A 23,278-nucleotide genomic window follows, 5' to 3' on the forward strand; every position below is an offset into this window, starting at 1 on the left:
CCCGGTGCGCGCACTGGAGTTGGAGGGGGCCTGGGTGCTGGAGCCCAAGGTCTTCCCTGACGACCGGGGAAGTTTCCACGAGTGGTACCGGGGTGAGGAGTTCCGCGAGGCGACGGGCTACGACCTGTCCCTGGCACAGGCCAACTGCTCGGTGTCGCGCCGCGGGGTACTGCGCGGGGTGCACTTCTCGGAGGTGCCGCCCGGCCAGGCCAAGTACGTGACCTGTGTGCGCGGCGCGGTCCTCGACGTGGTGGTCGACCTGCGGATGGGGTCACCGGCGTACGGGCGGTGGGAGGCCGTGCGGTTGGACGACGACACCCGGCACGCGGTGTTCCTGGCCGAGGGGCTCGGACACGCCTTCATGGCGCTCACCGACGACGCGACGGTGGTGTACCTGTGCTCGACGGGGTACGCGCCGGGCCGCGAGCACGGGGTGCATCCGCTGGACCCGGTGCTGGGCATCACCTGGCCGGAGGGCATCGACCCGGTGCTGTCGTCGAAGGACGAGCAGGCGCCCACGCTGGCCGAGGCGGAGCGCCTCGGCCAGCTGCCCTCGTACGAGGCCTGCCGCGCACGCTACGAGGAGCTGCGCGGCAGGGGGCTCAGCGGCTGACGCCGACCTGGTCGAGCGCGCGGCGCAGGGGCTCCCAGCCCAGGCGCCGCGGCAGTCCGCGGTTGCGGGCCTGGGTGAGTGCGCGCCAGAAACCGGCCTGCAGCAGCGCCTCGGGCGGCACCGCGCCGGCCCGCTCCAGGATCGCCTCGGGGACCTTCTGCGGGTCGGGCACCTTGTACTCGGCCATGATCTCGTCGTACTTGTCGTGCAGCACGGTGTTGTCCGGGTCGGCGCCGAAGACCACGAGCTGGCCGGTGGGCTGGGTGTCGACCAGGACGGTGACCAGGTCGGGGCGGTAGCGCGTCAGCACCTCGGTGATCTTGTAGACGTCACCGGTCCAGGCCGAGGTGTGCCGGTCCCGGGCCGCTTCGTCGACGCTGCGCGGCAGCATGTCGTCGAGGACGATCACGCTGGCCCAGTCAGAGTGCTTCTCGACATTCATGAAGTCGCGCAGGGCGTACTCGAACAGGTGCATGCCGTCGATGAACGACAGGTCGAGCGTGGTGCGCCGCCAGTGTCCGATGGGGCTGCGGCCGCGGCGGAGGTTGCGCAGCGGGTGCCGGCCGCCCTTGAGGTGGGCCAGCGGGTTGTCGCGGGCGAAGAAGTCGTCACTGGTGGCCTTCACCAGGTGGACGTCGCACTTCAGCTCCGAGACGACCTTGAAGGCGGGGTCGACCGCGATGCTGGGGACGCGTGACAGGCGCAGGCTGCGGCCGTCGTTGACGCCGATCTCCAGGTAGTTGCGGTTGGCGCTGGCCTTGTGCAGTTCCCGCAGGAACTCATGGCGTTTCACGAAGGGGACTCTCCTTGCGGATGCGGGGCAGTGCTTCGTGCAGGGCGACGCGCCAGTCACGCGGCGCCGGCAGGCCGATGTCCTGCCAGCGGCCGTGTGCGAGGGCGCTGTACGCGGGGCGCGGGGCGGGCCGGGGGAAGGCCGCGCCGGTGGTGGGCCGCACCCGGTCGGGATCGGCGCCGATCAGCCGGAACACCTCCCCGGCCAGCTCGTACCAGGTGGCCTCGCCGGAGTTTGTGGCGTGGAAGACTCCGTGCACGTCGTCGCCGAGGCGAGGGCCGAGGTCGGCCATGCGTTCGGCGACGTCCACGCTCCAGGTGGGCTGCCCCCGCTGGTCGTCGACGACGTCGACGGTGGGGCGGCGGGCCTCGAGACCGATCATCGTCCGCACGAAGTTTCTGCCGTGGACCCCGTACAGCCAAGCGGTGCGCACGACGGCGCTCGCGCCGGGCAGCTCCTCCAGCACGGCCCGCTCGCCGGCCAGCTTGGAGCGGCCGTAGGCGGTGCGCGGGGCGGTCGGGTGGTCCTCGGGATAGGGGGTGGCGCGGGCGTCGCCGGAGAAGACGTAGTCGGTGGAGACGTGGATCAGCCGGGCGCCGTGCGTGGCGCAGGCGCGGGCCAGCAGGCGGGGTCCGTCGCCGTTGATCCGGGTGGCGCGTTCCTCGTCGGTCTCGGCGTCGTCGACGGCGGTGTACGCGGCGCAGTTGACCACGATGTCGGGGCGGTGCTCGGTGACCGTCCGCTCGACGGCCTCGGCCCGGGTGATGTCGAGGGCGGTCCGGTCGAGAGCGGTCACCCGCTCGCCGCGCCGGATCAGTTCGTCGACGGTGTCCCGGCCGAGCATCCCGCCCGCCCCGGTGACCAGCCACTTCATGACTGCTCCGTGACGCGCCGCTTGAGGGGCTCCCACCAGGCGCGGTTGTCGCGGTACCAGGCGATGGTCTCGGCGAGGCCGGTGGTGAAGTCGTGGCGCGGGCGGTAGCCGAGTTCGTCGCGGGCCTTGGACCAGTCGACGGAGTACCGCAGGTCGTGGCCCTTGCGGTCCTCGACGTGCTCGACCCGGTCCCAGCCTGCGCCGCAGGCGTCGAGGAGGAGCCCGGTGAGGTCCTTGTTGGTGAGTTCGGTGCCGCCGCCGATGTTGTAGACCTCGCCGGCCCGTCCTCCGGTGCGCACGAGGTCGATGCCCGCGCAGTGGTCGTCCACGTACAGCCAGTCGCGGACGTTGAGGCCCTCGCCGTACAGCGGGACCTTCCCTCCGTCGAGGAGGTTGGTGACGAACAGCGGGACGACCTTCTCGGGGAACTGGTGCGGGCCGTAGTTGTTGGAGCAGCGGGTGACGCGGACGTCCAGTCCGTGGGTGCGGTGGTAGGCGAGGGCGAGCAGGTCGGAGGAGGCCTTGGACGCGGAGTAGGGCGAGCTGGGTTCGAGCGGGGACTCCTCGGTCGCCGAGCCGGACGCGATCGATCCGTAGACCTCGTCGGTGGAGACGTGCACGAAGGTGTCCACGCCGTGGCGCAGGGCGGCGTCGAGGAGGACCTGGGTGCCGACCACGTTGGTGAGGACGAAGTCGGACGCGGTGAGGATGGAGCGGTCGACGTGGGACTCGGCGGCGAAGTGGACCACCTGGTCCGCCTCGGCGGTCAGTTTGTCGACGAGGTCGGCGTCGCGGATGTCGCCGTGGACGAACTCGAGGCGAGGGTGGTCGAGTTCGAGGTTGTCGAGGGTGCCGGCGTAGGTGAGCGCGTCCAGCACGGTGATCCTCGGCGCGTCGGCGGCGTCGGGCGCGTCGGCGGCGAGCAGCGTACGGACGTAGCGGGAGCCGATGAAGCCGGCGGCTCCGGTGACGAGGAGGTTCATGAATGGATCTGCACCTTGCTGTGGTCTCCGAGGACGAGTCGGTGGGCGCTGGGGACGCTGGGAGCGGGGGTCACCTCGACATGACGGCCGATCAGTGAGGACTCGATGCGGCGGACGCCTTCGATCGAGGAGTCCCGCAGCACGATGGAGAACTCGAGCTCGCTGTCGGTGATCCGGCAGTTCTCCGCGACGGAGGTGAACGGTCCGACGTAGGAGTCGCTGACGACGGTGCCGGCGCCGATGACGGCGGGACCGACGACGCGCGAGTTGCTGATCCGGGCCCCCTCCTCCACCACCACCCGGCCGATGGTCTCGGACGCGGCGTCCACGTCGCCGTCGATCCGGCGCTCGACCCCTTCGAGGACGGACCGGTTGACCTCCAGCATGTCGACGACGTTGCCAGTGTCCTTCCAGTAGCCCTGGATGACGGTGCAGCGCACCTCGGCGCGGGAGTCGATCAGATGCTGGATGGCGTGGGTGATCTCGAGTTCGCCGCGCCAGGACGGCTTGATGGCGCGCACCGCGTCATGGATGGCGGGCGTGAACAGATAGACGCCGACGAGGGCGAGGTCGCTCTTGGGACGGTCGGGTTTCTCCTCCAGACCGATCACCTGCCCGCCCGTGTCGAGTTCGGCGACACCGAAGGAGCGCGGGTCGGCGACCCGGGTGAGCAGGATCTGCGCGTCGGGCCGGTGCCTGCGGAACTCCTCGACGAGACCGGTGATGCCGCCGACGATGAAGTTGTCGCCGAGGTACATCACGAAGTCGTCGTCGCCGAGCCAGTCGCGGGCGATCAGCACGGCGTGTGCCAGCCCCAGCGGCTGCTCCTGGGGGATGTAGGTGATCTGCAGGCCGAACTTCGATCCGTCGCCCACCACGTTCTCGATCTCCGCGGCCGTGTCACCGACGATCATCCCGACGTCGGTGATGCCCGCGTCCGCGATCGATTCCAACCCGTAGAAGAGCACGGGTTTGTTGGCCACGGGCACCAACTGCTTGGCCGAGGTGTGGGTGATCGGCCTCAGCCGGGTTCCGGCGCCGCCGGACAGCACGAGAGCCTTCATCTGACTCACCATAGTGGTGCGCGGCGGAGGGAACGTCGCTTGTTTTAACGGTTCATTACGAAATTCCCGACGAGAGCCGTCCAGTCGCCATGATTCCGGCCATGACGGCCGACCCTCGTCTCCCCGGACGTCCGTCGTCACCGGTGGGGCTCCGCCCCTTCCCGGCCTTTCGTATCAACGCCTCTGCGAGGACGGCGGGTTCCCGTGGGGCCGTCCGGCCAGGTCGGACGCGGGGCCGGACCCTGCCCGTGGCGGTGTACGCGGGACCGGGCGGCGCTCGCTGACCATGTCACTCGAAGGGATGACCCGGGCGCCGGGATCGTTGTCGACGGCCGGTGACGCCGCGCGCTCACCGGCGCGGGACGAGTTCCGCCCACACCTGTTTGCCGCCGCTGACCGGGAGTGTCCCCCAGGCCGCCGACACGGCCTCGACGAGCAGGACGCCGCGGCCGCCGGTGGCCTCCCAGCCGATGCTGCTCGGCTTGACGGGACTGCGCGGCGAGGCGTCGGCGACCGCGAGGCGGAGCCGGTCGCCGACGAGGGTGAGATCGAGACGGACCTGTCCCTCGGTGTGCACGAGGGCGTTCGTGACCAGTTCGGAGACGACGAGCAGGGCGGCGTCGAGGTCTTCGGTCGCGCCCCAGGAGCGCAGGGTGCGCCGGGTGAAGCGGCGGGCGTGGCCCACCGCCTGGGGCACCCGCCACACCGTCCAGCTCTCCCGCAGCGGGCGCAGGGTCATGCCGTCGTAGCGCATCAGCAGCAGGGCGACGTCGTCGCTGCGCGCGGCCTTGCCGAGCAGGGTGTCGGCGACGAGCCCGAGGTGGGTCGGGTCGGCGGCGGCGAGCCGGCAGGCGAAGTCGTCCATGCCCTCGTCGATGTCGGCCTCGTGGGACTCGACCAGGCCGTCCGTGGTGAGGGCGACGGTCGTGCCGGGCTGGAGCCGGAGCGGGCTCATGGGGAAGTCGGCCTGTGCCATGACGCCGAGCGGCGGACCGCCCTCCGCCTCCGCGATCTCGGTGCGGCCGTCCGGGTGACGCAGCACCGGCGGCAGGTGCCCTGCCCGTACGTACCAGGCGGAGCCCTGCTCCAAGTCGATGTCGACATAGCAACAGGTCGCGAAGAGGTCGCTCTCCATGTCGATGAGCAGCCGATTGGCGCGCGACACCACCACGTCGGGCGCGTGCCCCTCGACGGCGTAGGCGCGCAGCGCGGTGCGCATCTGCCCCATGAGGGTGGCGGCGCCCGCGCTGTGCCCCTGGACGTCGCCGATGACGAGGGCGACGTGGTTGTCGGGCAGCGGGATCACGTCGTACCAGTCGCCGCCGAGTTCCAGGCCGGCCGTGCTGGGCAGATAGCGGGCGACGGCGACCGCGCCGGGCAGCCGGGGCAGCCGGCGCGGCAGCAGCTGGCGCTGGAGCATGCCGACCAGCTCGTGCTCGGCGTCGAAGGCGCGGGCCCGCATCAGTGCCTGTCCGGCGAGGCCGGCGGCGGCCGTGAGCAGGGCGCGTTCGTCGGCGCCGAAGTCGTGCGGGGTGTCCCAGCCGATGAGGCAGGCGCCGACCATCCGGTTGCCGGCGGGCAGCGGCAGCATGGCGAGGCCGCCCGGCCCGACCTCGGCGAGGGAGGTCTCCAGCGGGCTGCCCGCGGGCCAGATCCGGGCCCGGCCCTCGCGCAGGACGGCGGCGAGGGTGGGCATGGTGCGCACCGGTGCCTCGGGCCATTCGGCGCGCCACTCCGCGCGCCACAGATCCGGCCAGGCGTCCGGTTCCGGCGGGTCGAGGACGGTGACGACGAGCCGGTCGCTCTCCAGTTCGGCGACCGCGATCCGGTCGGCTCTGAGCGGGCCGCGCAGGGCGGCGACCACGGCTCTGCCGACATCGTGGACGGTGACCGCGGTGGCGAGTGCGGCGGCGAGGCGCTGTACCCGGGCCACGTCGGTGACGTCGGAGCGCAGCGTGGAGGCGTCGGCGACGGAGCCCACGAGACGGGCCGGACGGCCCTCCCCGCCCGGCAGCAGCCGGCCGCTTAGTCTGAGCCACTTCGGCGGGCCGGTGGGCTGCAGCACCCGGAACTCCAGCTCGCGCTCGCCGATGGTCATGTGGTCGGCCTCGACCACCGACATCACGGAGGGCAGGTCCTCCGGCACGGTCAACCCCATCAGGGTTTCCACCCGGCCGTCGAAGTCGTCCGGGCCGAGGCCGAACAGGTCCAGGACGTCGTCGCCCAGCCGGACCCGTCCGGTGTCCATGGCGAGGCTGAAGGTACCCGGCGCCGGCTCGCCGCCGCCGTCGGCGGCGGGCGGCCCGGGAAAGGCGACCGCGTCGGCGACGAGCCCCAGGCAGACCCGGTCGTCGGGGTCGAAGCCGCCGGGGCGCTCGCTGACGGCGAGCAGACAGCCCCCGGAGTCGCGGCGCACGGGCAGGGCGGCGAGGGAGAAGTCACGAGCGGGTACGCGCCGCGCCTGGGCCTGCGCGGCGAGCTCCGTCGGTCCGAGCCACACCGGCCGACCGCCGCGCACGGCCTCGGCGGCCGGGGAGTGCCCGGCGACGGAGTAGCTGCCGCGCACCCCGCACAGGGTCCGCGGGATCCCGGCCGACTCGACCAGGAGCATCTGCTCGCCCTCCTCGTTGGGCGTGTACACGGCGACGAGCGCGGCACCGGCGAAGACGAGGGCCTGTTCCAGGACCCTGCGCAGCCGGTCCGGCGTCTCCGGTTCGGCCGTGACCGCCATCAGGGCGGCTTCCGCGCGCAGCGTTCTCGTGCTGCGTCCCGCAGCGCCCTCAGCGACCACGTTGGCCATTACAGCGCTTATCCGACAGCCGCGCAGCCCCTGCGGCACACCGTCGCGTTCCGGCAGGCCGTCGACCTCGACGGACCCGCGGGGCGCGCCGGAGCGGGCCGTGTGCCGCGCGGCTCGCCGTGCGGGAGGGGGCCGCAGGGGGAGATTGGGTTCTCGGCCGGCGACGCGGCCGTGCGAGGAGGTGGTCGGCGTGTCCGAGAGGCACTCCTCCGCGCAGGTGCCGCCGGGCGCGCGGGGCCCGGTCGGCCGTCCGTTGCTCTCCCTGACGCTCACCGCGATGGTGGACGAGGTGCAGGCCCACTCCGGCGCGGTGTATCTGGTCGCGCCGGACCGGCCGGTGCTGGAGATGACGGTGGTGGTGGGGCTCCCCCGGGCGTTCGCGGCGCCTTGGGAACGGGTGGCGCTGAGCGCGCCGATCACGGTCGCCGACGCGGTGCGCGAGCGGCGTCTGGTCTGGGTGGGTGGCGAGGAGGAGATGGCGCGGCGCTGTCCCCGGATCGCCGTGGTGCTGCCGTACCACTTCTCGCTGGCCGCGCTGCCGGTGGCCACCGCGACCAGTGCGTACGGTGCGGTGTTCGTGACCTGGCCCGGCGGCCACCCGCCGGAGCTGTCCGAGTGGGAACGCGATCATCTGACCGCCGCCTGCGACCGTCTCGCGGCGCGGCTGGAGCGGGCCGCCGAGGAGAGTCTGCCGTTGCCTTCGGAGCCGGATCTGCTGGCCGCGCCGCTGGTGCGCGGCCTGACCGGCACGCTCGGCACGGTGGAGGCGGCGCGCATGGTGGCCCGGCTGCCGTACGGGCTGTGCTCACTCGATCTGAACGGGCGGGTCGACTTCGCCGACGCCGCCGCGGCACAACTGCTGGACACCCCGGTCGACCGGCTGCTCGGCGCCCAGCTGTGGGCGTCCGTACCGTGGCTGAACGATCCCGTGTACGAGGACCACTACCGGGCAGCCCTGCTCAGCCTGGCACACCACGTCGTTCGTGGCGCCGCGCCCGCCCGGCGAGTGGCTGTCGTTCCGGATGTACCCGAGTACGACGGGGCTCAGCGTCCGGATCGGCCGGGCCCGTGGCGTGGCGGACATGAACCGGGCCGCACAGCCGCCGGGCACCGCTCCGGCCAGGCTCGTCACCATCTCCCAGGTGCTGAACCTGGCCGGCGCGCTGACCGAGGCGGTGGGCGTGCAGGACGTGGTGCAGCTGGTCGCGGACGAGATCGTCCCGGCGGTGGGCAGCCAGGGACTGGTGATCCTCGGCTCACGGTCGGGCCGGCTGCTCGTCCTCGGGCACCGCGGGTATCCGGACCCGCCCGTCGTCGAGCGGTTCGACGGAATGCCGCTGTCCGAGCCGACCCCCGGCGGTCAGGTGCCGCGCACCGGGGTGCCCGAGTTCTTCGAGTCCCGGGAGGAACTGGAGCGCCTGTATCCGGTCCTGATCGTGAACCCCTCGGGTTTCTCGTCGCGGGCCTATCTGCCACTGATCGTCTCGGGGCGTCCGGTGGGGACGTGCGTGCTGGCCTACGCTTCACCGCACCACTTCACGACGGAGGAGCGGGCGGTGCTGACCAGTCTGGCGGGGCTGATCGCCCAGGCGCTGGAGCGGGCGCTGCTCTACGACGCCAAGCACCGGCTGGCGCACGGGCTGCAGGCGGTGCTGCTGCCGCACACCCTGCCGTCGCTGGCCGGGATCGAGGCGGCGGCCCGCTACCTGCCGGCCACTCAGGGCATGGAGATCGGGGGCGACTTCCACGATCTGGGGCCGGCGCAGGGGACGGCGGCGGCGGTGATCGGGGACGTGCAGGGGCACAACGTGGCGGCGGCCGGGCTGATGGGGCAGGTACGCACCGCGGTCCGCGCGTACACGACGGTGGGGCAGCCGCTCGAGGAGGTGATGCGCAGCACCGACCGGCTGCTGCTCGAGCTGGGTTCCGAGCTGTTCGCGAGCTGCCTGTACCTGCGGCTCGATCCCGCGCGCGGGCGGGCCGCGATGTCCCGGGCGGGGCATCCGCCGCCGTTGCTGAGGAGGCCGGACGGGCGGGTGCGGGTGCTGGACCTGGCCGGTGGTCCGCTGCTGGGCATCGACGGTTCGGCGACGTATCCGGCGACCGAGGTGGACTCCTCCCCCGGGTCGCTCCTCGTCCTTTACACCGACGGGCTGGTGGAATCGCCCGGTACCGACTTCGAGGACGCGCTGGCCGGTCTGGGCCGCCTCTCACCGCCCTCGGGGAGCGTTCCCCGGACGAGCTCGCCGACGCCCTGGTCCAGCCCGGCGCACGCCCGGAGGGACGGGTGGACGACATCGCGTTGCTCCTGCTCAGAGCACTGCCCCCGGGTTGAGCGCGCCCTCGGCTCGCCGCTCACCGCCGCCCCGGGCTCCTGCCACGGTCGCGTGACGGGGCCCGGGGCGTCGGTCTGACGTGGGCGCTCCGCCCGGGTGCGGTCAGCCGGTCCCGGTCAGTGGGTCTCGGTCGGACCGCCGTCGTCCTCCGTGTCCTGGCCGGCCCCTGGCCGACACCGTCGCCGGCTCCCTGGCCGGCTTCCTCACCGCCGGCTCCACCGCCACCGGCGTCCTCACCGCCGCCGGCCTCTTCGCCGCCCGCCTGGTCGCCGGCACCGCCCTCGCCGAGGGTCGCGCCGACCGCAGCCAGGGCGGTGGTGACCGGCTGGAAGAACGTCTCGCCGCCGACGGTGCAGTCGCCGCTGCCGCCCGAGGTCAGGCCGATCGCGAGGCCGTCCTGGGTGAACATCGGGCCGCCGCTGTCACCGGGTTCGGCACAGACATCGGCCTGGATGAGACCGGTGACCGTGCCCTCCGGGTAGTTCACCGTGGCGTTGAGACCGAGCACCTGGCCGTCGGCGAGCCCGGTGGTGCTGCCCATCCGGAACACCTCCTGGCCAACGGTGGCCTCCGCGGCCTCGGTGATCCGGACCGTCTGGCCGCCCACATCGACGTCGCTCGGCGCTTCGGTGGCCGGGTCGTCGTACCGGACGAGTGCGAAGTCGCCCTCACCGGGGAAGACCGCCTGGTCGACGGTGGCGATCGGCCGGCCGTTCTGCGCGTCGGACCACTGGTCGGCCGCGACCGCGCAGTGACCGGCCGTCAGGAATGCGGGCGAGCCGTCGCCCGCGGTGACGTTGAAGCCGAGGGAGCAGCGCGCGCCGCCCGAGAAGATCGCGTCCCCGCCCGAGGCGAACGTTTTGAACGTGCCCGCGGACTTCTTGATGGTCGCCATGCCGGAGCCGAGGCTCCGCACGGCGGACTCCAGTCTGTCCCACTTGTCGCCGGTCACCGTGGAGTCGGCGGTGACAAGGATCTTGTTGGTGCGTGGGTCGGCGGCCCACGAGGTGCCGGGGATGGTCGCCTCGGTCTTCAGCGTCCGCGCGCCGGCCTCCAGCTCGGTCATGCTGTTGTCGACCTCGCGGACGGTCGCGCCCGCCTCCTTCGCCCGCACGATCACGTTGTCGTCGCCGGGCACGACGTTGACGACCAGCTGCTGTTTGCCACCGTCGTAGTAGGAGCCGGCGAACGCGTCGCCGAGGAGCCCTGCGAGCTGGGTGGAGAGATCCGAGGCGTCCGTGGCCTTCAGGGTCTTCGGCGCCGCCGCGACGCCGTCCGTCGCGCCGTCCTGTGACGCGTTGGCGTGGGGGAGCAGGATCGCGGCGGCGCCGAGCGCCACCACACCACCCACCGCTATCGCGGCCTTGCGCTTCGGAATTCGCTTGTGACTCAAACTTCTCGACCTCCTGGGGGGACCGGAGTCGTGCCGCCGTTCGGCAGCTGTCGGCGCCTGGACGGCTGTTGGTACGCACGGGTCCGGCGAGGCGTTCAGATCCTTTTGCCCACACCCGCCTTACGACGTGGAATCGGCCAACTCGTACGCCCGGCCCCACCACACGGGAACGCGCTCCAGAGCGATACGCACCGCGACCTGACTCACACGTTCCGTCATGGACGGTGAGCGGAATCCTGGCTTCAGTGAATCTGCACATCGAATGCCCAGCGCGGTCACTGGAGTCGGAAGTCGTCCACACTCCGGCCGCCCCCCTCACACCTTTGGGACCGGTGTGCCGGATTCCGGCCCGAGGGGCGCAAGCAGTGGGACGGGTCGATGCCGTGAGCCATGTGAAGAAGTCGCCACCGGGCCGTGCCCTTCTCTGCACTCTTGGGCGCCACAAGGCCGTAAGTTCGCTGGTGGGAGGTTTGTTTGATTGGAAGCCCGGCCCCGGGGCGTGCTTTGATCCATCGCACCGCAAGGCCGTTTCGGGCACCCGGCGACGGGGTCCGGCGCTCGCGGTCGCGGCCTTCATCTATCCCCAGAGGGGGCCGCTCTCCCCCTTGTTGACATACCCACACGAAGGGAAGTTCCCTCATGAACTCCACCCCCCAGGTCGAGACCGTCGAGATCTCCGACGCCGAGCTCGACAACGTCTCCGGCGGCCTGTCCGTGAACGCCGTGAACGCCGTCACGGGCGCGGTGGACGGCATCGCTCCGGTCTCCGGCCTGGTCAACACGGCCGTCGGCACCGCCGAGGGTGTCACCGGCCTGAACACCGCCCCGGTCACGAACCTGGTCGCCGGTCTCTGACCGCGTCCTTGTGCCGCTGAGTCCCGGAGCCGCCCCCGGCTCCGGGGCTCGGCGTCGCTCCAGGCCCTGTCGCCCGGCAGACGGGACGTCACGACAGGCCCCGATGACCCCCGGTCGGCCATCCGGCCGCCCCGCCGGCTCAGCCGAGCCGCACCCCGCCGTCCTTCGCAGAGTTCACGCAGGTGAGGGAAGTACCGTGCAGTTCCGCCAACAGGCCCTCGCCAAGCTCCAGTCGCCCGAGGAACTCGATCTTCCGGTGCGCTTCGCCCGGCCGCAGGGCTGGCTGGTCCTCTCCGTGACCGTGGTCGCCATGGCGGCCGCCTCCGTGTGGGCGGTGACCGGGTCCGTGTCCTCCACGGTGGCCGCGCCCGCCGTCCTGACGCACGGGCAGGGCAGTTACGTCCTGCAGAGCCCTCTCGCCGGCCAGGTCACCGCGGTCCTCGCGAAGCAGGGCGAGCGGCTGCCCGCGAACTCCCCCGTCCTGAAGGTCCGTACCGAGCAGGGCGACACGGTCGTCCGCACCCTGGACGCGGGCCGGATCACCACACTCGCCGCCAGCGTCGGGCAGATCATCACCACCGGCGCGGACGTCGCCGCCGTGGAGAAGGTCGCCGACGCCGACGACCCGCTGTACGCGACCGTGTACGTCCCCGCCGAGAACGCCGCCGGTATCCCCGCGCGCGCCACGGTCGACCTCACCGTGCAGTCGGTGCCGAGCCAGGAGTACGGCGTGCTGCACGGCGAGGTGAAGTCGGTGGCCCGCTCCGCGCAGTCCGCCCAGCAGATCACCGCGTTCCTCGGGGACAGCCAGCTGGGCGAGCAGTTCACGAAGAAGGGCAGGCCGGTGGCCGTCACGGTCGAACTGGAGAAGTCGTCCGCCACGAAGAGCGGTTACGAGTGGTCCTCCGCGGACGGTCCGCCGTTCCCCCTGACCTCGATGACCCTGGCCTCGGGCTCCATCCGGCTGTCCGACGAACGTCCCGTCGACTGGCTGCTGCCGTGACCACCGCGCAGGAGACCCGCGGCCGGCGCCGTGCCGCCCCGCCCAAGCGCAAGGTGCCCAAGGCGCGCGGGAAGACCGTCCGTACGCCCACCGTGCTCCAGATGGAGGCCGTGGAGTGCGGCGCCGCCTCCCTGGCGATGGTGCTCGGCCACTACGGACGCCATGTCCCGCTGGAGGAGCTGCGAATCGCCTGCGGTGTCTCCAGGGACGGCTCGCGCGCCAGCAACCTGCTGAAGGCGGCCCGCGGTTACGGGCTGACCGCCAAGGGCATGCAGATGGATCTGGCCGCCCTCGCCGAGGTGACGGCACCGGCCATCCTGTTCTGGGAGTTCAACCACTACGTCGTCTACGACGGCATGGGCCGCCGGTTCGGCCGCCGCGGGGTGTTCATCAACGACCCTGGCAAGGGCCGCCGTTTCGTGCCGCTGGAGGAGTTCGACGGCAGTTTCACCGGTGTCGTCCTGACCCTGGAACCCGGGCCGGACTTCACCCGGGGCGGTCGCAAGCCGGGCGTCCTCGGTGCGATGCCGGCCCGATTGCGCGGTACGGCGGGGACGATGCCCGCCGTGGTGCTGTCGAGTCTGCTGCTGGTGGCGGTAGGTGCGGCGGTGCCCGGACTCAGCCGTACCTTCATCGACGAGTTCCTGATCGGCGGCCAGACGTCGATGCTGGGCGTGCTGTTCACGTCGATGGGCGCCTGTGTACTGCTCACCCTGGTGCTGACCTGGCTCCAGCAGGCGAACCTGCTGCGCGGGCGGCTCGTCTCCTCCACCCTGTCCAGCGCCCGCTTCCTGCGGCATCTGCTGCGGCTGCCGGTGACGTTCTTCTCCCAGCGCAGCCCGGCGGACCTGGTGCAGCGCCTGCAGTCCAACGACGCCGTGGCCGAGACGCTGTCCCGGGACCTGTCGGCGGCGGGGGTGGACGCCGTCGTCGTCGTGCTGTACGCGGTGCTGCTGTACACGTACGACCCGCAGCTCACCTTCGTCGGGATCGGCGTGGCGCTGCTCAACGTCCTGGCGATGCGGATCGTCATCCGGCTGCGCGCGACCCGCACGGCGAAACTGCGCGCGGACACCGCACGCCTCACCAACACGGCGTACACCGGTCTGCAGCTCATCGAGACGATGAAGGCGACCGGCGGCGAGGACGGCTACTTCCGCAAGTGGGCCGGGCAGCACGCGACCACGCTGGAGGAGCAGCAGCGGCTCGGGGTGCCGAGTGCCTGGCTCGGCGTGGTCGCGCCGACGCTCGCCACCCTCAACAGCGCGCTGATCCTGTGGATCGGCGGTATGCGGGCGGTCGAGGGGTACATCTCGGTCGGTCTGCTGGTCGCCTTCCAGGCGCTGGTCACCCGGTTCACCGCGCCGCTGACCCGGCTCAACGGTGTCGCGGGCCGGATCCAGGACTTCGCGGCGGACGTGGCCCGGCTGAAGGACGTGGAGAACTTCCGGGCCGACCCGCTCTACGGCCGCCCCGGCGCCGGGGAGTCCACGCGCCGCCTGCACGGCCATGTCGAACTGCAGAACCTCACGTTCGGCTACAACCCGCTGGACAGGCCGCTGTTGACCGGCTTCGACCTGACCGTCGGGCCGGGGCAGCAGGTGGCGCTGGTCGGTGGCTCCGGCAGCGGCAAGTCCACGGTGTCCCGGCTGCTCTCGGGCCTGTACACGCCGTGGGAGGGCGTGATCCGGATCGACGGGCAGCGCATCGAGGACATTCCGCGCGGGGCACTGGCCGCGTCCGTCTCCTTCGTCGACCAGGACGTGTTCCTCTTCGAGGGCACCGTCCGCGACAACGTGGCGCTGTGGGACCCGTCGATCCCGGACGAGGCGGTGGAGGAGGCGCTCCGGGACGCGGCCCTGTACGACGTGATCACGCGCCGGCCGGGCGGCATCCGCAGCCGGGTCGAGCAGGACGGCCGGAACTTCTCCGGCGGGCAGCGCCAGCGCCTGGAGATCGCGCGGGCGCTGGTGCGGCGGCCGAGCATCCTGGTCCTGGACGAGGTGACCAGCGCGCTGGACGCCGAGACCGAGCTGGTCGTGATGGACAACCTGCGCCGGCGCGGCTGTGCCTGTGTGGTGATCGCGCACCGGCTGAGCACGGTCCGGGACAGCGACGAGATCGTCGTCCTCGACCACGGCACGGTCGTGGAGCGCGGCCGGCACGAGGAACTGGTGGCGCGCGGGGGCGCGTACGCCGCGCTGGTCAGGGAGCGATGAGATGACGACGACCATGCGGGAGGGGTACGGGGGCGACCTCGTGCTGGGTGCGCTCGGCTCGCTGGGCACGCGGGTGGACTGCGCCGGGTTCAACCGGCTGGATCTGGCGGGGCCGCAGACACTGTGGCTGATCGCGGCCGGCGCGGTGGACCTGTTCGCCGTCGACGCCGAGGAGCGGGGCCACTGGCACCATCTGGGCCGGCTGGAGGCGGGCTCGCTGCTGCTCGGCCCCGGCGCGGGACCGCGGCACACCCTGGTGGCCCGGCCGCTGCGGGACTGCGTGGTGCACCGTATCGGCCTGCGCGAGCTGTACCAGGCGGCGGACACCCAGACCTGGTCGTACGACGAGTACGGCAATCCGCAGTACGTCCCGCCGACCACGAGCCCGCTGGAGTACGCCCTCGCCCTCGGCGTGGGCCGCAGTCTGTCGGTGCTGTTCCAGGCGCCGATGGCCACCGAGCGGGCCGCCGCGCCCAGCGACGACGACGTGTTCTGGATGCAGGTGCCGCCGGGCAGCGTGCAGTACGGCTCGCTGTACGGTGCCGAGGCCGCGGCGGACCTGCTGATGGACCCGGCGCTGTGGCAGAGCCTGGTCGACCAGCAGTCCCGGCTGATGACCACGCTGGACCGCTGGATCGAGCAACTGGAGCACACCCACGAGACGCGCACCGCCGAGGGCATCAAGGCCGGCGAGGCGGCCCGCGCCCAGGCCGACCGGACGCTGCTCGCCGCCATCGGCAAGCGGTCGGCGCAGGGAACGACCGCGGCCGACGCGGACGCCACGTACGCGGCCTGCAGGCTGGTCGCGCGGGCGGCCGGGATCGCGCTCGCCGAGCCGGCCCGGTCGGGCACCGGCGGCGACCGTCTCGATCCGGTCGAGCAGATCGCCGTCGCGTCCCGCCTGCGCACCCGTGCCGTACGGCTGGCCGGCCGCTGGTGGCGGGACGACGTCGGTCCGCTGGTGGGTCACCGGGCGTTGTCCGGCGCGCCGGTGGCGCTGCTGTGGCGGCGCGGCGGATATGTCGCGGTGCATCCCGCCACGGGGCGTGCGACGCCGGTGGAGAAGGCGAACGCCGCGGAGTTCGAGCCGCAGGCGGTGATGTTCTACCGCCCGCTGCCCGAGCGGCGGCTCAGCCCGCTCAGGCTGATGCGGTTCTGCATGTCGGGCACCCGCGGCGATCTGACGGGTCTGCTGCTCAGCGGTCTGGTCACGGTGGCGATCGGGGCACTGGTGCCGATCGCCACGGGCAAGGTGCTCGGTGAGTTCGTGCCGAAGGCGCAGACCGAGCTGATCGTGCAGGTGTGTCTCGCGGTGATCCTCAGCAGTGTGGTGGCCGCCGCCTTCATGCTGCTGCAGAACCTCACCCTGCTGCGGCTGGAGGGCCGGGTGGAGGCCACGCTCCAGCCGGCCGTGTGGGACAGGCTGCTGCGGCTGCCGACGTCGTTCTTCACCGAGCGCTCGACCGGTGAGCTGGCGAGCGCGGCCATGGGCATCAGCGCGATCCGCCGGCTGCTGGCCGGGGTCGGGCCGACGGTGGCCCAGTCGGTCACCGTCGGCGCGATGAACCTGGGGCTGCTGCTGTGGTTCAGCGTGCCGATGGCGCTGGCCGCGATCGGGATGCTCGTCGTCATCGCCGCGGTGTTCACCGGGCTCGGGCTGTGGCAGGTGCGGTGGCAGCGACGTCTGGTGGTACTCACCAACAAGCTGAACAACCAGGCCTTCCAGACGCTGCGCGGCCTGCCGAAGCTGCGGGTGGCGGCGGCGGAGAACTACGCGTACGGGGCGTGGGCGTCCGAGTTCGCCCGCAGCCGTGAGCTCCAGCAGAAGGCCGGCCGGATCAAGAACCTGACCGCGGTGCTGGGCGCGGTCTATCTGCCGCTGTGCACGCTGGCGATGTTCATGCTGCTGGCGGGCCCGGCGCGCGGCTCGATGACGGCGGCCGAGTTCCTCACCTTCAACACGTCGGTGACGATGCTGCTGACCTCGGTCACCCAGCTGACCGGCGCGTTCGTCTCCGGGGTGGCCGCGCTGCCGCTGTTCGAGCAGATCCGGCCGGTGCTGGACGCGACGCCCGAGGTACGGGCGGCGAGCACCCGGCCGGGCCCGCTGAGCGGGGCGCTCGAGGCGCGGCGGGTGTCCTTCCGCTACTCGGACGACGGTCCGCTGGTCCTCGACGACGTCTCCTTCGAGGCGCGACCGGGCGAGTTCGTGGCGGTCGTCGGTCCCAGCGGTTGCGGCAAGTCCACGCTGCTGCGGCTGCTCATCGGCTTCGACCGGCCGCTGTCGGGGAGTGTGCTGTACGACGGTCAGGACCTGGCCGCGCTCGACCAGTCGGCGGTGCGCCGTCAGTGCGGTGTGGTGCTCCAGCACGCCCAGCCGTTCACCGGTTCCCTCCTGGACGTCATCTGCGGCACCGAGCCGTACACGCCCGAGGAGGCGATGGCGGCGGCCGAGATGGCGGGGCTCGCCGAGGACATCCGGCGGATGCCGATGGGGCTGCACACCATCGTCTCGGGCAGCGGCGCGGTCTCCGGTGGCCAGCGGCAGCGGCTGATGATCGCCCAGGCGCTGATCCGCCGGCCGCGCATCCTCTTCTTCGACGAGGCGACCAGCGCCCTGGACAACGAGACGCAGCGCACGGTGATCGAGAGCACCAAGGCGCTCCGGGCCACCCGGGTCGTCATCGCGCACCGGCTGTCGACGGTGCTGGACGCGGACCGGGTGGTGGTGATGGAGCACGGCAAGGTGGTCCAGCAGGGCCCGCCGGCACACTTGCTCGCCGACCCGGCCGGGCGGCTGCACGAACTGGTGCGGCGGCAGATGGCGTGACGACGGCCCTCGGCGCGCCGGGGCGGGCGGCGGCGCGTCGAGGCGCCGGCCCAGGGTGTCCAGGCTCTCGTTCCACAGCCTGCGGTAGGGGGCCAGCCAGGCGTCGAGCGCGGCGATCGGGGCGGGGTCGAGGGTGTAGACCCTGCGCTGCGCGTCCTGACGGACACGCACCAGGCCCGCTTCGCGGAGCACCTTCAGATGCTTGGAGGTGCTCGGCTGGCTCAGGCCGCAGGCCCGGACGATCTCCCCCACGGGCCGGGGCCGCTCGAGGAGCAGCGCGACGATGGCCCGCCGGTGCGGATCGGCGAGAGCGGCCCAGAGGGCGGCGTTGGACACGCACCCGATATGCCTCTGGAGTTATATGCCCGTCGAGGAGAGTAAGCGTCCCGAAACGCCGGGGCCGGCGGGCGGCCCCACTCCGCCCGCCGGCCCCTTGTGCGGGACCGCACGCTCCGCGAGGAGGTCGGTACTCCCCAGTACCCCGACCGCCGCGCGGTCACGGGAACCGTGCGGTCCCGGTCTCAGAACGCGAGGACGCCCGAACCGTGGGCGTTCATCACGCATTCGTTGGAGAAGGTGCGCTCGTGGGAGACGCGCCGCCCCTGCCACACGCCGTCGACGGTGACCACGACCGGGTCGTACTGCTCGGTGCAGAACACGCCCTCCGCGGCAGTCAGCGCGTGCAGGTCTCCGCCCGCATCGGCCAGCTCCCCGCACGCCACGGCCGCGGCCGGGTGGGTGCCCGAGGTCCCGGGGGCACAGGTCAGGGTGACGGCGCGTTCCGGCGTGACGGCCGCCGCGCTCTCGCCGTGGCCCGTGGTGAGCACGAGGGCCGACGGGGCGTAGAGCGCGGGCGGGGCGCCGCCCGGGGCGGCCGACGCGACCGGGGACAGAGGTGCGCAGACGGCCGCGGCCGTCAGGGCGAGGGTGGTGGCCCAGCGCGCGGTGTTCCGCATTGTGTGCATCCTTCCGCTCGTTTCGACGAGGTGCCGGACCGTGCTCGGTGGTGCCGGACCGGCGAGCGGGAGTCTGCCGAGTCCGCCGCGGAAACACACGTCGACCATGCCGGTTTCGGTAACATTGCGTATTGAATCAGTGGCGTGAAGTCACGGAACACGGAAACGTGGACCCTGCAACCGCAAGGGGGCCGTGTGTGCGAAGTGGCCAGATGGCCGAATTTCCGTCGCTCATCAATAGGCCTGAAACATTCCGATTCCGCTGTCGGCCGACCATTCCGCGACAGCTTGTGTTCATGATTCAGTCGGTCCGGGCGACACCGCGCCGGCCCGACGGCCCGACGGCTTCGACGAGGAGAGGGCGGGACACGCCACACCGGCCGCGGTCGGACCCGGCGACCTCGTGGAGGGCACCGTCCGACCGCCCGGCGTGGAGTGTGCCGGGGGCGGTGGAGTCGCCGGGGCAGTGGACCACCCCGCCCCGGCACCCGGTTCAGGTCAGGAGTCCTCGGCCGACTCCACCGGCTCGGTCACCCAGCGCTGCTCCTCGGCCCGGTCCCGCACCCTGACGACGATGTCGGCGTTCGCGTCAGGGCGGGCCGGGGTGAGCACCAGCTGTTCGTCCCAGCGGGGCAGCAACTCCCCCTGCGCGGTCAGGTCGTAGCGCACGTCGTCGCCCCGGCTGTCGTTCTCCTCGGCGCAGGTGGCGAGGACGACGACGCCGGCGTCCTTGTGCGAGTCCAGGCACAGACCGGGGTCGGCCACGCTGCGCAGCAGTCCGTCGTCCTCGTAGCTCCACCGCTGGCTCCACTGCGAGGAGCACGGCGCCAGCCGGGTGCCGACGCCGTCCTGGGGCTCGCCCCGGGTGTCGAGGCACAGGCCGGAGGCGACGTTGCGCAGGAGGGTCTGCTCCGGCCCCGTGGGCAGGCCGGCCACGCCCGGCGGGGACTCGGTCGGTACGACTCCTCCGCCGCCGGCCGCGCTGGTGGCGCCCGTCGGGTCGGTGCCGCCGCCGCCGGGTGTGGAGGACCCTGCGATGAGCACACTCACCAGCACGCCGGCCGAGACGGCTCCGAGGCCGGTGAGCAGGGTGCGGGTGGAGCGCACCGCGTCCGGGAGTCCCAGGCCGGTGAGGCGGGCGGACGCGGGAATCCGGGACAGGAGGCGGTGCCGGCTGCCGCCGCCCCGGTGTCCGCGGCGGGCGGCGCGGCCGCCGCGCGGGCCCGGCGTCGCCCGGCCGGGGCGGGAGTCGAGGTAGCGGCGGGCACCCCAGCCGAGGACCGCCTCGGCGAGGAGGGTGCCGAGACCGCCCTCGAAATGGCTCAGCTGCTCGGCCGCGTTCCGGCAGTAGCGGCAGTCCGTCAGGTGCTGCTGCACGTCGGGGAGCAGTGTCCTGCCCCGGCGGATGGGTACGTCGAGGAGTCGGTTGTAGAACCTGCAGTCCTTCATGGGCGCGAGTTCCTGATGGGCGTGGACGCAGCCCTGTCGGAATGTGTCACGCGCCTGTTCGAGCGCGCCCGACGCGATGTCGGGATCGATGCCGAGCAGACCGGCCGGGACCGATAGGGGTTCCGCCTCGACCTCGACGTGCCAGAGCACGCAGCGTGCGAGGGCGGGCAGGGAGCGGAAGGAACGCTGGGCGAGCGTACGGTTGTCCGGCGTCATCGTTTTCGCCGCGCGCATGCCGCGCCCGCCCGCGGGTTTCTGCAGTTCGGGCAGAGCTCCCGCCGTCCGGTCGTCGGCGGCCCATTCCCGGACCGTGTCCCGCACGGCCACCAGCAGCACCGGGCGCAGCGCGACGGCCGATTCGCCGAGGGCGATCCGGTCCAGGACCCGGTGCTGTGCCGCCGCGGTGACCATGGCGGCCGTCGGCCCCGACGAGGCGAGGCAGACGGTCGCGTAGTCGTGCATGGAAGGCCAGTGACGCGCCGTCAACAATGCCACCGCCTGGGAGGCTTCGTTCTCCGGACGGCCTCGCAGCCGCGTGGCGAGGGCCTCGTCGGACTCCCCCGGATCCCCGCCGGAAGGGGGATACGGTGGCCGACGGGAGTGAGGGGTGGGCACTGAGGTGGTTCCTTCCCACGCGCAGGTGACACAGAAGTTCTGACGCCTAGAAGGGAAGTCCCCGAGTGGTCCATACCTCTTGGCGGCTTTGCGTGGGAGGATGCGAATTCACCGACGGTGACATCGGACCCGGTTCATCAACGCGCGTGCGACCCCGGATTTTACCCCCCTCGCGGGTGGCTCACTCTCGCACACCCGCACACGGCCAACAAGGCGCTTGGGAAACCTCCGCCCGTTGACAGAACGTCGACACGAAAAGCCCGGCCGGCGCCACTCGCACCGGCTTTCCACCTGCGCGTTTCCTCCTGCGCTTTCCCCGGTTCGCATTCCGGGCGACGGTGTCAGATCTGCCAGGACCGCAGTCGGTCCGCCGCCGCGTAGACGTCCGCCGTACCGGACATCAGATCGCGGGCCAGGTCGACGATCGCACCGTAGGGCGGGTCGATGCCGACTCCGCTGACGAACATGTACGCCACGGCCGTCGCGCAGGCGAAGCGGGCATTGGCCGACGGCAGTGGCCGGAGCAGGGCGAGGGTGTGCAGCAGGGCGGCGGCCCGCCAGGCCGGGTCCGAGTCCACGCCGAGGCGGGGCGGGTCGACGCGATGCCGGGCGACGGCCGCGACCAGCGCCGAGAAGTCGTTGATGGTGGGCTGGTCCGGGAGGACCTCCTCGTGCCGCTGGAGCAGCCAGGGCACGTCTATGTGCAGGACGGGTCCCATCGGTCAGGCGGCCCGCCCCTCGCCCTTGGCACGTGGTTCGTCGTCCGGGAAGGCGGCGGCGAATTCGTCGGCGTGGGAGGCGAAGAAGCGACGGAACGCCTCCGCGCCCTCCTTCAGCGCCCGGTGGCGCGCTATGTCGGCCGCGGCCGCCTCGCGCACGAGCGCCTTCATCGATGTACCGCGCTCCTTGGCGATCTGCCGCAGGTCCTCGAGTTCACGGTCACTGAACTCCACATTGAGAGCAGGCATGCCCTCACGGTACCGCTCTGGTACTCAATCGTAAATATCAGCAGCTCAGGGCGGTTATGAACTGGTACCGACAGAAGAGACGGGAGCGGGCCGGAGGTGCCGCCTCGCCGGACGGTCCCTACCCCCTGGTCGGCCACGAAGGAGGCCATGCGGGTCAGGGCGGCGTTCCAGGTGATGGTGTGCTCGTCGGTGGACCAGGACTGGATGTCGTCGATGAAGCAGAACTGGCCGACGCAGCCCTGGATCCGACTGCGCGCAGGGGTCCTGGATGCTCGAGTGGGGACCGCCGGAGAGGGTTCCCGCGGGCGGGTTCGGCAGCGTCGGGTCGAGTTGACGGGCGTACCAGCGGCCGTCCAGGCCGTGCGCGCGGCCGCCAGTGTCCGCGTCGCGAACTGCCTGTCGGAGGACCGGTACAGGCGGGCCGCCTGGGCGGCCGTGGCCGCGAGGTTCAGGGTGGCCGCGGTGCTCGGCGGATGCAGCTCGCGCCGCTGCGGGTCGTCGCTCGGCAGCAGCGGCAGGCCGGTCCACTGCTCGTCGTGGATCTCGTGGTGGGCCATACCGGCCAGCGGCTCCCTCTCGGGCACCTGCGTCTTCAGCAGGAACTCCAGTCCCCAGCGGGCCTCGTCGAGGATGTCGGGCACCCCGTTGCCGCTCTCCGGGATGTCCAGCGTGCCGTCGCCGAGTTTGTCGGCCTGTCCGGTGCGGGCGTGCCGGGCACGCTCGTAGGTGCTGAGCACCTCCCAGGTGCTGATGCCGCCGTTGACGACGTACTCGCCGTGGTCGCCGGCGTCGTACCAGCCGCCGGTGACGTCGAGGGTGTGGTCGCAGACGCCCGGTTGGCAGGGCACCTCGCCGTCGCCCTGGTCGGGCGCCGCGTCCACGTGTCCGGCGGGGTGGGCGTAGCCGGGGCGCAGGTCGTCGCGGATCTCGATGCCGCTGCGCTGGGTGTAGTAGTACTTCGCCGAGTCCAGCCGCAGCCGCTCGTAGGCGCCCGCGTCGATGTCGAAGGGCCGGCTGGTCTCGCCGTCCACGACCAGGGGGTAGCCGGTGCCCCGCTCACGGTGGGCGCCGAAGTCGGGGGAGTGGACGTTCTGCCCGGAGGAGCCGTCCACGCCGCGCGGCGCGGTCGTGCCCTGCCGGACGACCCTGCCGTCGGCGTCCTTCAGCTGCCAGGGCAGCTTCCCGGTCGCCTCGGTGACCAGGGTGGCGTTCTTCGGACCCGCTGGCAGGTAGGCGACCTGGTCGACGCGGACCCGGGGCCCGGTGCCGGGCTCGTACGGCTCGGGCGCCACGCCGCCCAGCAGGGAGACGTCGTCCATGCAGAAGCGCCAGGGGGCGGCGCTGCCGCCGAGCTGGAGGCCGGCGCTGGCCCCGGGAGGTGTCGACGGGTGAGGTGAAGGTGTAGGAGTACGTGTCGCCGGCGACGCCGAGCTGCGGGGTCACCTCGAAGTAGGTGTCGTACGGCCGCCGACAGGCCGACGATCGCCCGGACCACGTGGCCCGCGGGCGAGCCGGCCGCGGTGAAGG

The 23,278-nt window shown here is 72.2% G+C and carries 16 protein-coding genes and 2 pseudogenes; 6 read left to right on the top strand and 12 right to left on the bottom strand.

From position 1 onward, the window contains the following. Nucleotides 1-4: 4 nt before the first annotated feature. Nucleotides 5-613, top strand: coding sequence for a dTDP-4-dehydrorhamnose 3,5-epimerase (rfbC, locus tag WJ438_RS02475; protein ID WP_406723759.1), 609 nt, complete (start codon nucleotides 5-7; stop codon nucleotides 611-613). Here the strand turns inward: rfbC and WJ438_RS02480 are convergent. The 5 genes from WJ438_RS02480 to WJ438_RS02500 form a co-directional block, all read right to left on the bottom strand. Continuing rightward, a complete protein-coding gene (locus WJ438_RS02480; RefSeq protein WP_406723760.1) occupies nucleotides 603-1,406 on the bottom strand; it encodes a class I SAM-dependent methyltransferase in 804 nt (267 codons plus the stop codon). The genes rfbC and WJ438_RS02480 overlap by 11 nt on opposite strands. Continuing rightward, nucleotides 1,393-2,280, bottom strand: coding sequence for a dTDP-4-dehydrorhamnose reductase (rfbD, locus tag WJ438_RS02485; RefSeq protein WP_406723761.1), 888 nt, complete (start codon nucleotides 2,278-2,280; stop codon nucleotides 1,393-1,395). The genes WJ438_RS02480 and rfbD overlap by 14 nt, the downstream gene beginning before the upstream one ends. After that, nucleotides 2,277-3,263, bottom strand: coding sequence for a dTDP-glucose 4,6-dehydratase (rfbB, locus tag WJ438_RS02490; RefSeq protein WP_406723762.1), 987 nt, complete (start codon nucleotides 3,261-3,263; stop codon nucleotides 2,277-2,279). Before rfbB ends, rfbD begins: the two co-directional genes overlap by 4 nt. After that, the gene (locus WJ438_RS02495; RefSeq protein ID WP_406723763.1) at nucleotides 3,260-4,327 is read right to left on the bottom strand and encodes a glucose-1-phosphate thymidylyltransferase; all 1,068 of its coding nucleotides are present in this window, start codon (nucleotides 4,325-4,327) and stop codon (nucleotides 3,260-3,262) included. The genes rfbB and WJ438_RS02495 overlap by 4 nt, the downstream gene beginning before the upstream one ends. A 349-nt stretch (nucleotides 4,328-4,676) precedes the next feature. Next, nucleotides 4,677-7,127: a SpoIIE family protein phosphatase gene (locus WJ438_RS02500; RefSeq protein WP_406723764.1), complete on the bottom strand. Its 2,451-nt coding sequence runs from the start codon at nucleotides 7,125-7,127 to the stop codon at nucleotides 4,677-4,679. Nucleotides 7,128-7,308: 181 nt separating this feature from the next. Here WJ438_RS02500 and WJ438_RS02505 point away from each other — a divergent pair. Then, nucleotides 7,309-9,462: pseudogene (locus tag WJ438_RS02505) on the top strand (PP2C family protein-serine/threonine phosphatase). A 20-nt stretch (nucleotides 9,463-9,482) separates the two neighbouring features. On the opposite strand, the gene WJ438_RS02510 reads toward WJ438_RS02505, so the two are convergent. Then, a complete protein-coding gene (locus WJ438_RS02510) occupies nucleotides 9,483-10,856 on the bottom strand; it encodes a S1 family peptidase (protein WP_406723765.1) in 1,374 nt (457 codons plus the stop codon). A gap of 639 nt (nucleotides 10,857-11,495) precedes the next feature. Between WJ438_RS02510 and WJ438_RS02515 the strand changes: the two genes are divergently transcribed. From WJ438_RS02515 to WJ438_RS02530, 4 genes are all read left to right on the top strand, one after another. Continuing rightward, nucleotides 11,496-11,711 carry a type A2 lantipeptide gene (locus WJ438_RS02515; protein ID WP_406723766.1) on the top strand — a complete coding sequence of 72 codons (216 nt, stop codon included), beginning with the start codon at nucleotides 11,496-11,498 and terminating at the stop codon, nucleotides 11,709-11,711. A gap of 196 nt (nucleotides 11,712-11,907) precedes the next feature. Further along, on the top strand, nucleotides 11,908-12,714 hold the full coding sequence (locus WJ438_RS02520; RefSeq protein WP_406723767.1) for an HlyD family efflux transporter periplasmic adaptor subunit: 807 nt from the start codon (nucleotides 11,908-11,910) through the stop codon (nucleotides 12,712-12,714). Then, nucleotides 12,711-14,933, top strand: coding sequence for an NHLP family bacteriocin export ABC transporter peptidase/permease/ATPase subunit (locus WJ438_RS02525; RefSeq protein WP_406723768.1), 2,223 nt, complete (start codon nucleotides 12,711-12,713; stop codon nucleotides 14,931-14,933). Before WJ438_RS02520 ends, WJ438_RS02525 begins: the two co-directional genes overlap by 4 nt. 1 nt (nucleotide 14,934) lies before the next feature. Further along, entirely contained in the window at nucleotides 14,935-17,763 is a 2,829-nt protein-coding gene (locus WJ438_RS02530) for an NHLP bacteriocin export ABC transporter permease/ATPase subunit (protein ID WP_406723769.1), read from the top strand. A gap of 24 nt (nucleotides 17,764-17,787) precedes the next feature. Here WJ438_RS02530 and WJ438_RS02535 read toward each other — a convergent pair. The 6 genes and pseudogenes from WJ438_RS02535 to WJ438_RS02560 form a co-directional block, all read right to left on the bottom strand. After that, nucleotides 17,788-18,099 (bottom strand): annotated as a pseudogene (locus tag WJ438_RS02535) (ArsR/SmtB family transcription factor); the annotation flags it as partial. A 185-nt stretch (nucleotides 18,100-18,284) separates the two neighbouring features. Then, nucleotides 18,285-18,719, bottom strand: a complete 435-nt coding sequence (locus WJ438_RS02540; RefSeq protein ID WP_406723770.1) for a subtilase-type protease inhibitor — start codon at nucleotides 18,717-18,719, stop codon at nucleotides 18,285-18,287. A 498-nt stretch (nucleotides 18,720-19,217) separates the two neighbouring features. Next, entirely contained in the window at nucleotides 19,218-20,783 is a 1,566-nt protein-coding gene (locus WJ438_RS02545) for an RICIN domain-containing protein (protein ID WP_406723771.1), read from the bottom strand. Nucleotides 20,784-21,124: 341 nt separating this feature from the next. After that, complete coding sequence (locus tag WJ438_RS02550) at nucleotides 21,125-21,502, bottom strand: toxin Doc (RefSeq protein ID WP_406723772.1); 378 nt, start codon at nucleotides 21,500-21,502, stop codon at nucleotides 21,125-21,127. Between the two features lie 3 nt (nucleotides 21,503-21,505). Continuing rightward, on the bottom strand, nucleotides 21,506-21,751 hold the full coding sequence (locus tag WJ438_RS02555) for a hypothetical protein (protein WP_406723773.1): 246 nt from the start codon (nucleotides 21,749-21,751) through the stop codon (nucleotides 21,506-21,508). Continuing rightward, entirely contained in the window at nucleotides 21,670-23,070 is a 1,401-nt protein-coding gene (locus WJ438_RS02560; RefSeq protein ID WP_406723774.1) for a glycoside hydrolase family 9 protein, read from the bottom strand. Before WJ438_RS02560 ends, WJ438_RS02555 begins: the two co-directional genes overlap by 82 nt. Nucleotides 23,071-23,278: the final 208 nt, after the last annotated feature.

Origin of the sequence: Streptomyces sp. GD-15H (genome assembly GCF_045291515.1) — a bacterium.
In the GTDB taxonomy this organism is placed as follows: domain Bacteria; phylum Actinomycetota; class Actinomycetes; order Streptomycetales; family Streptomycetaceae; genus Streptomyces.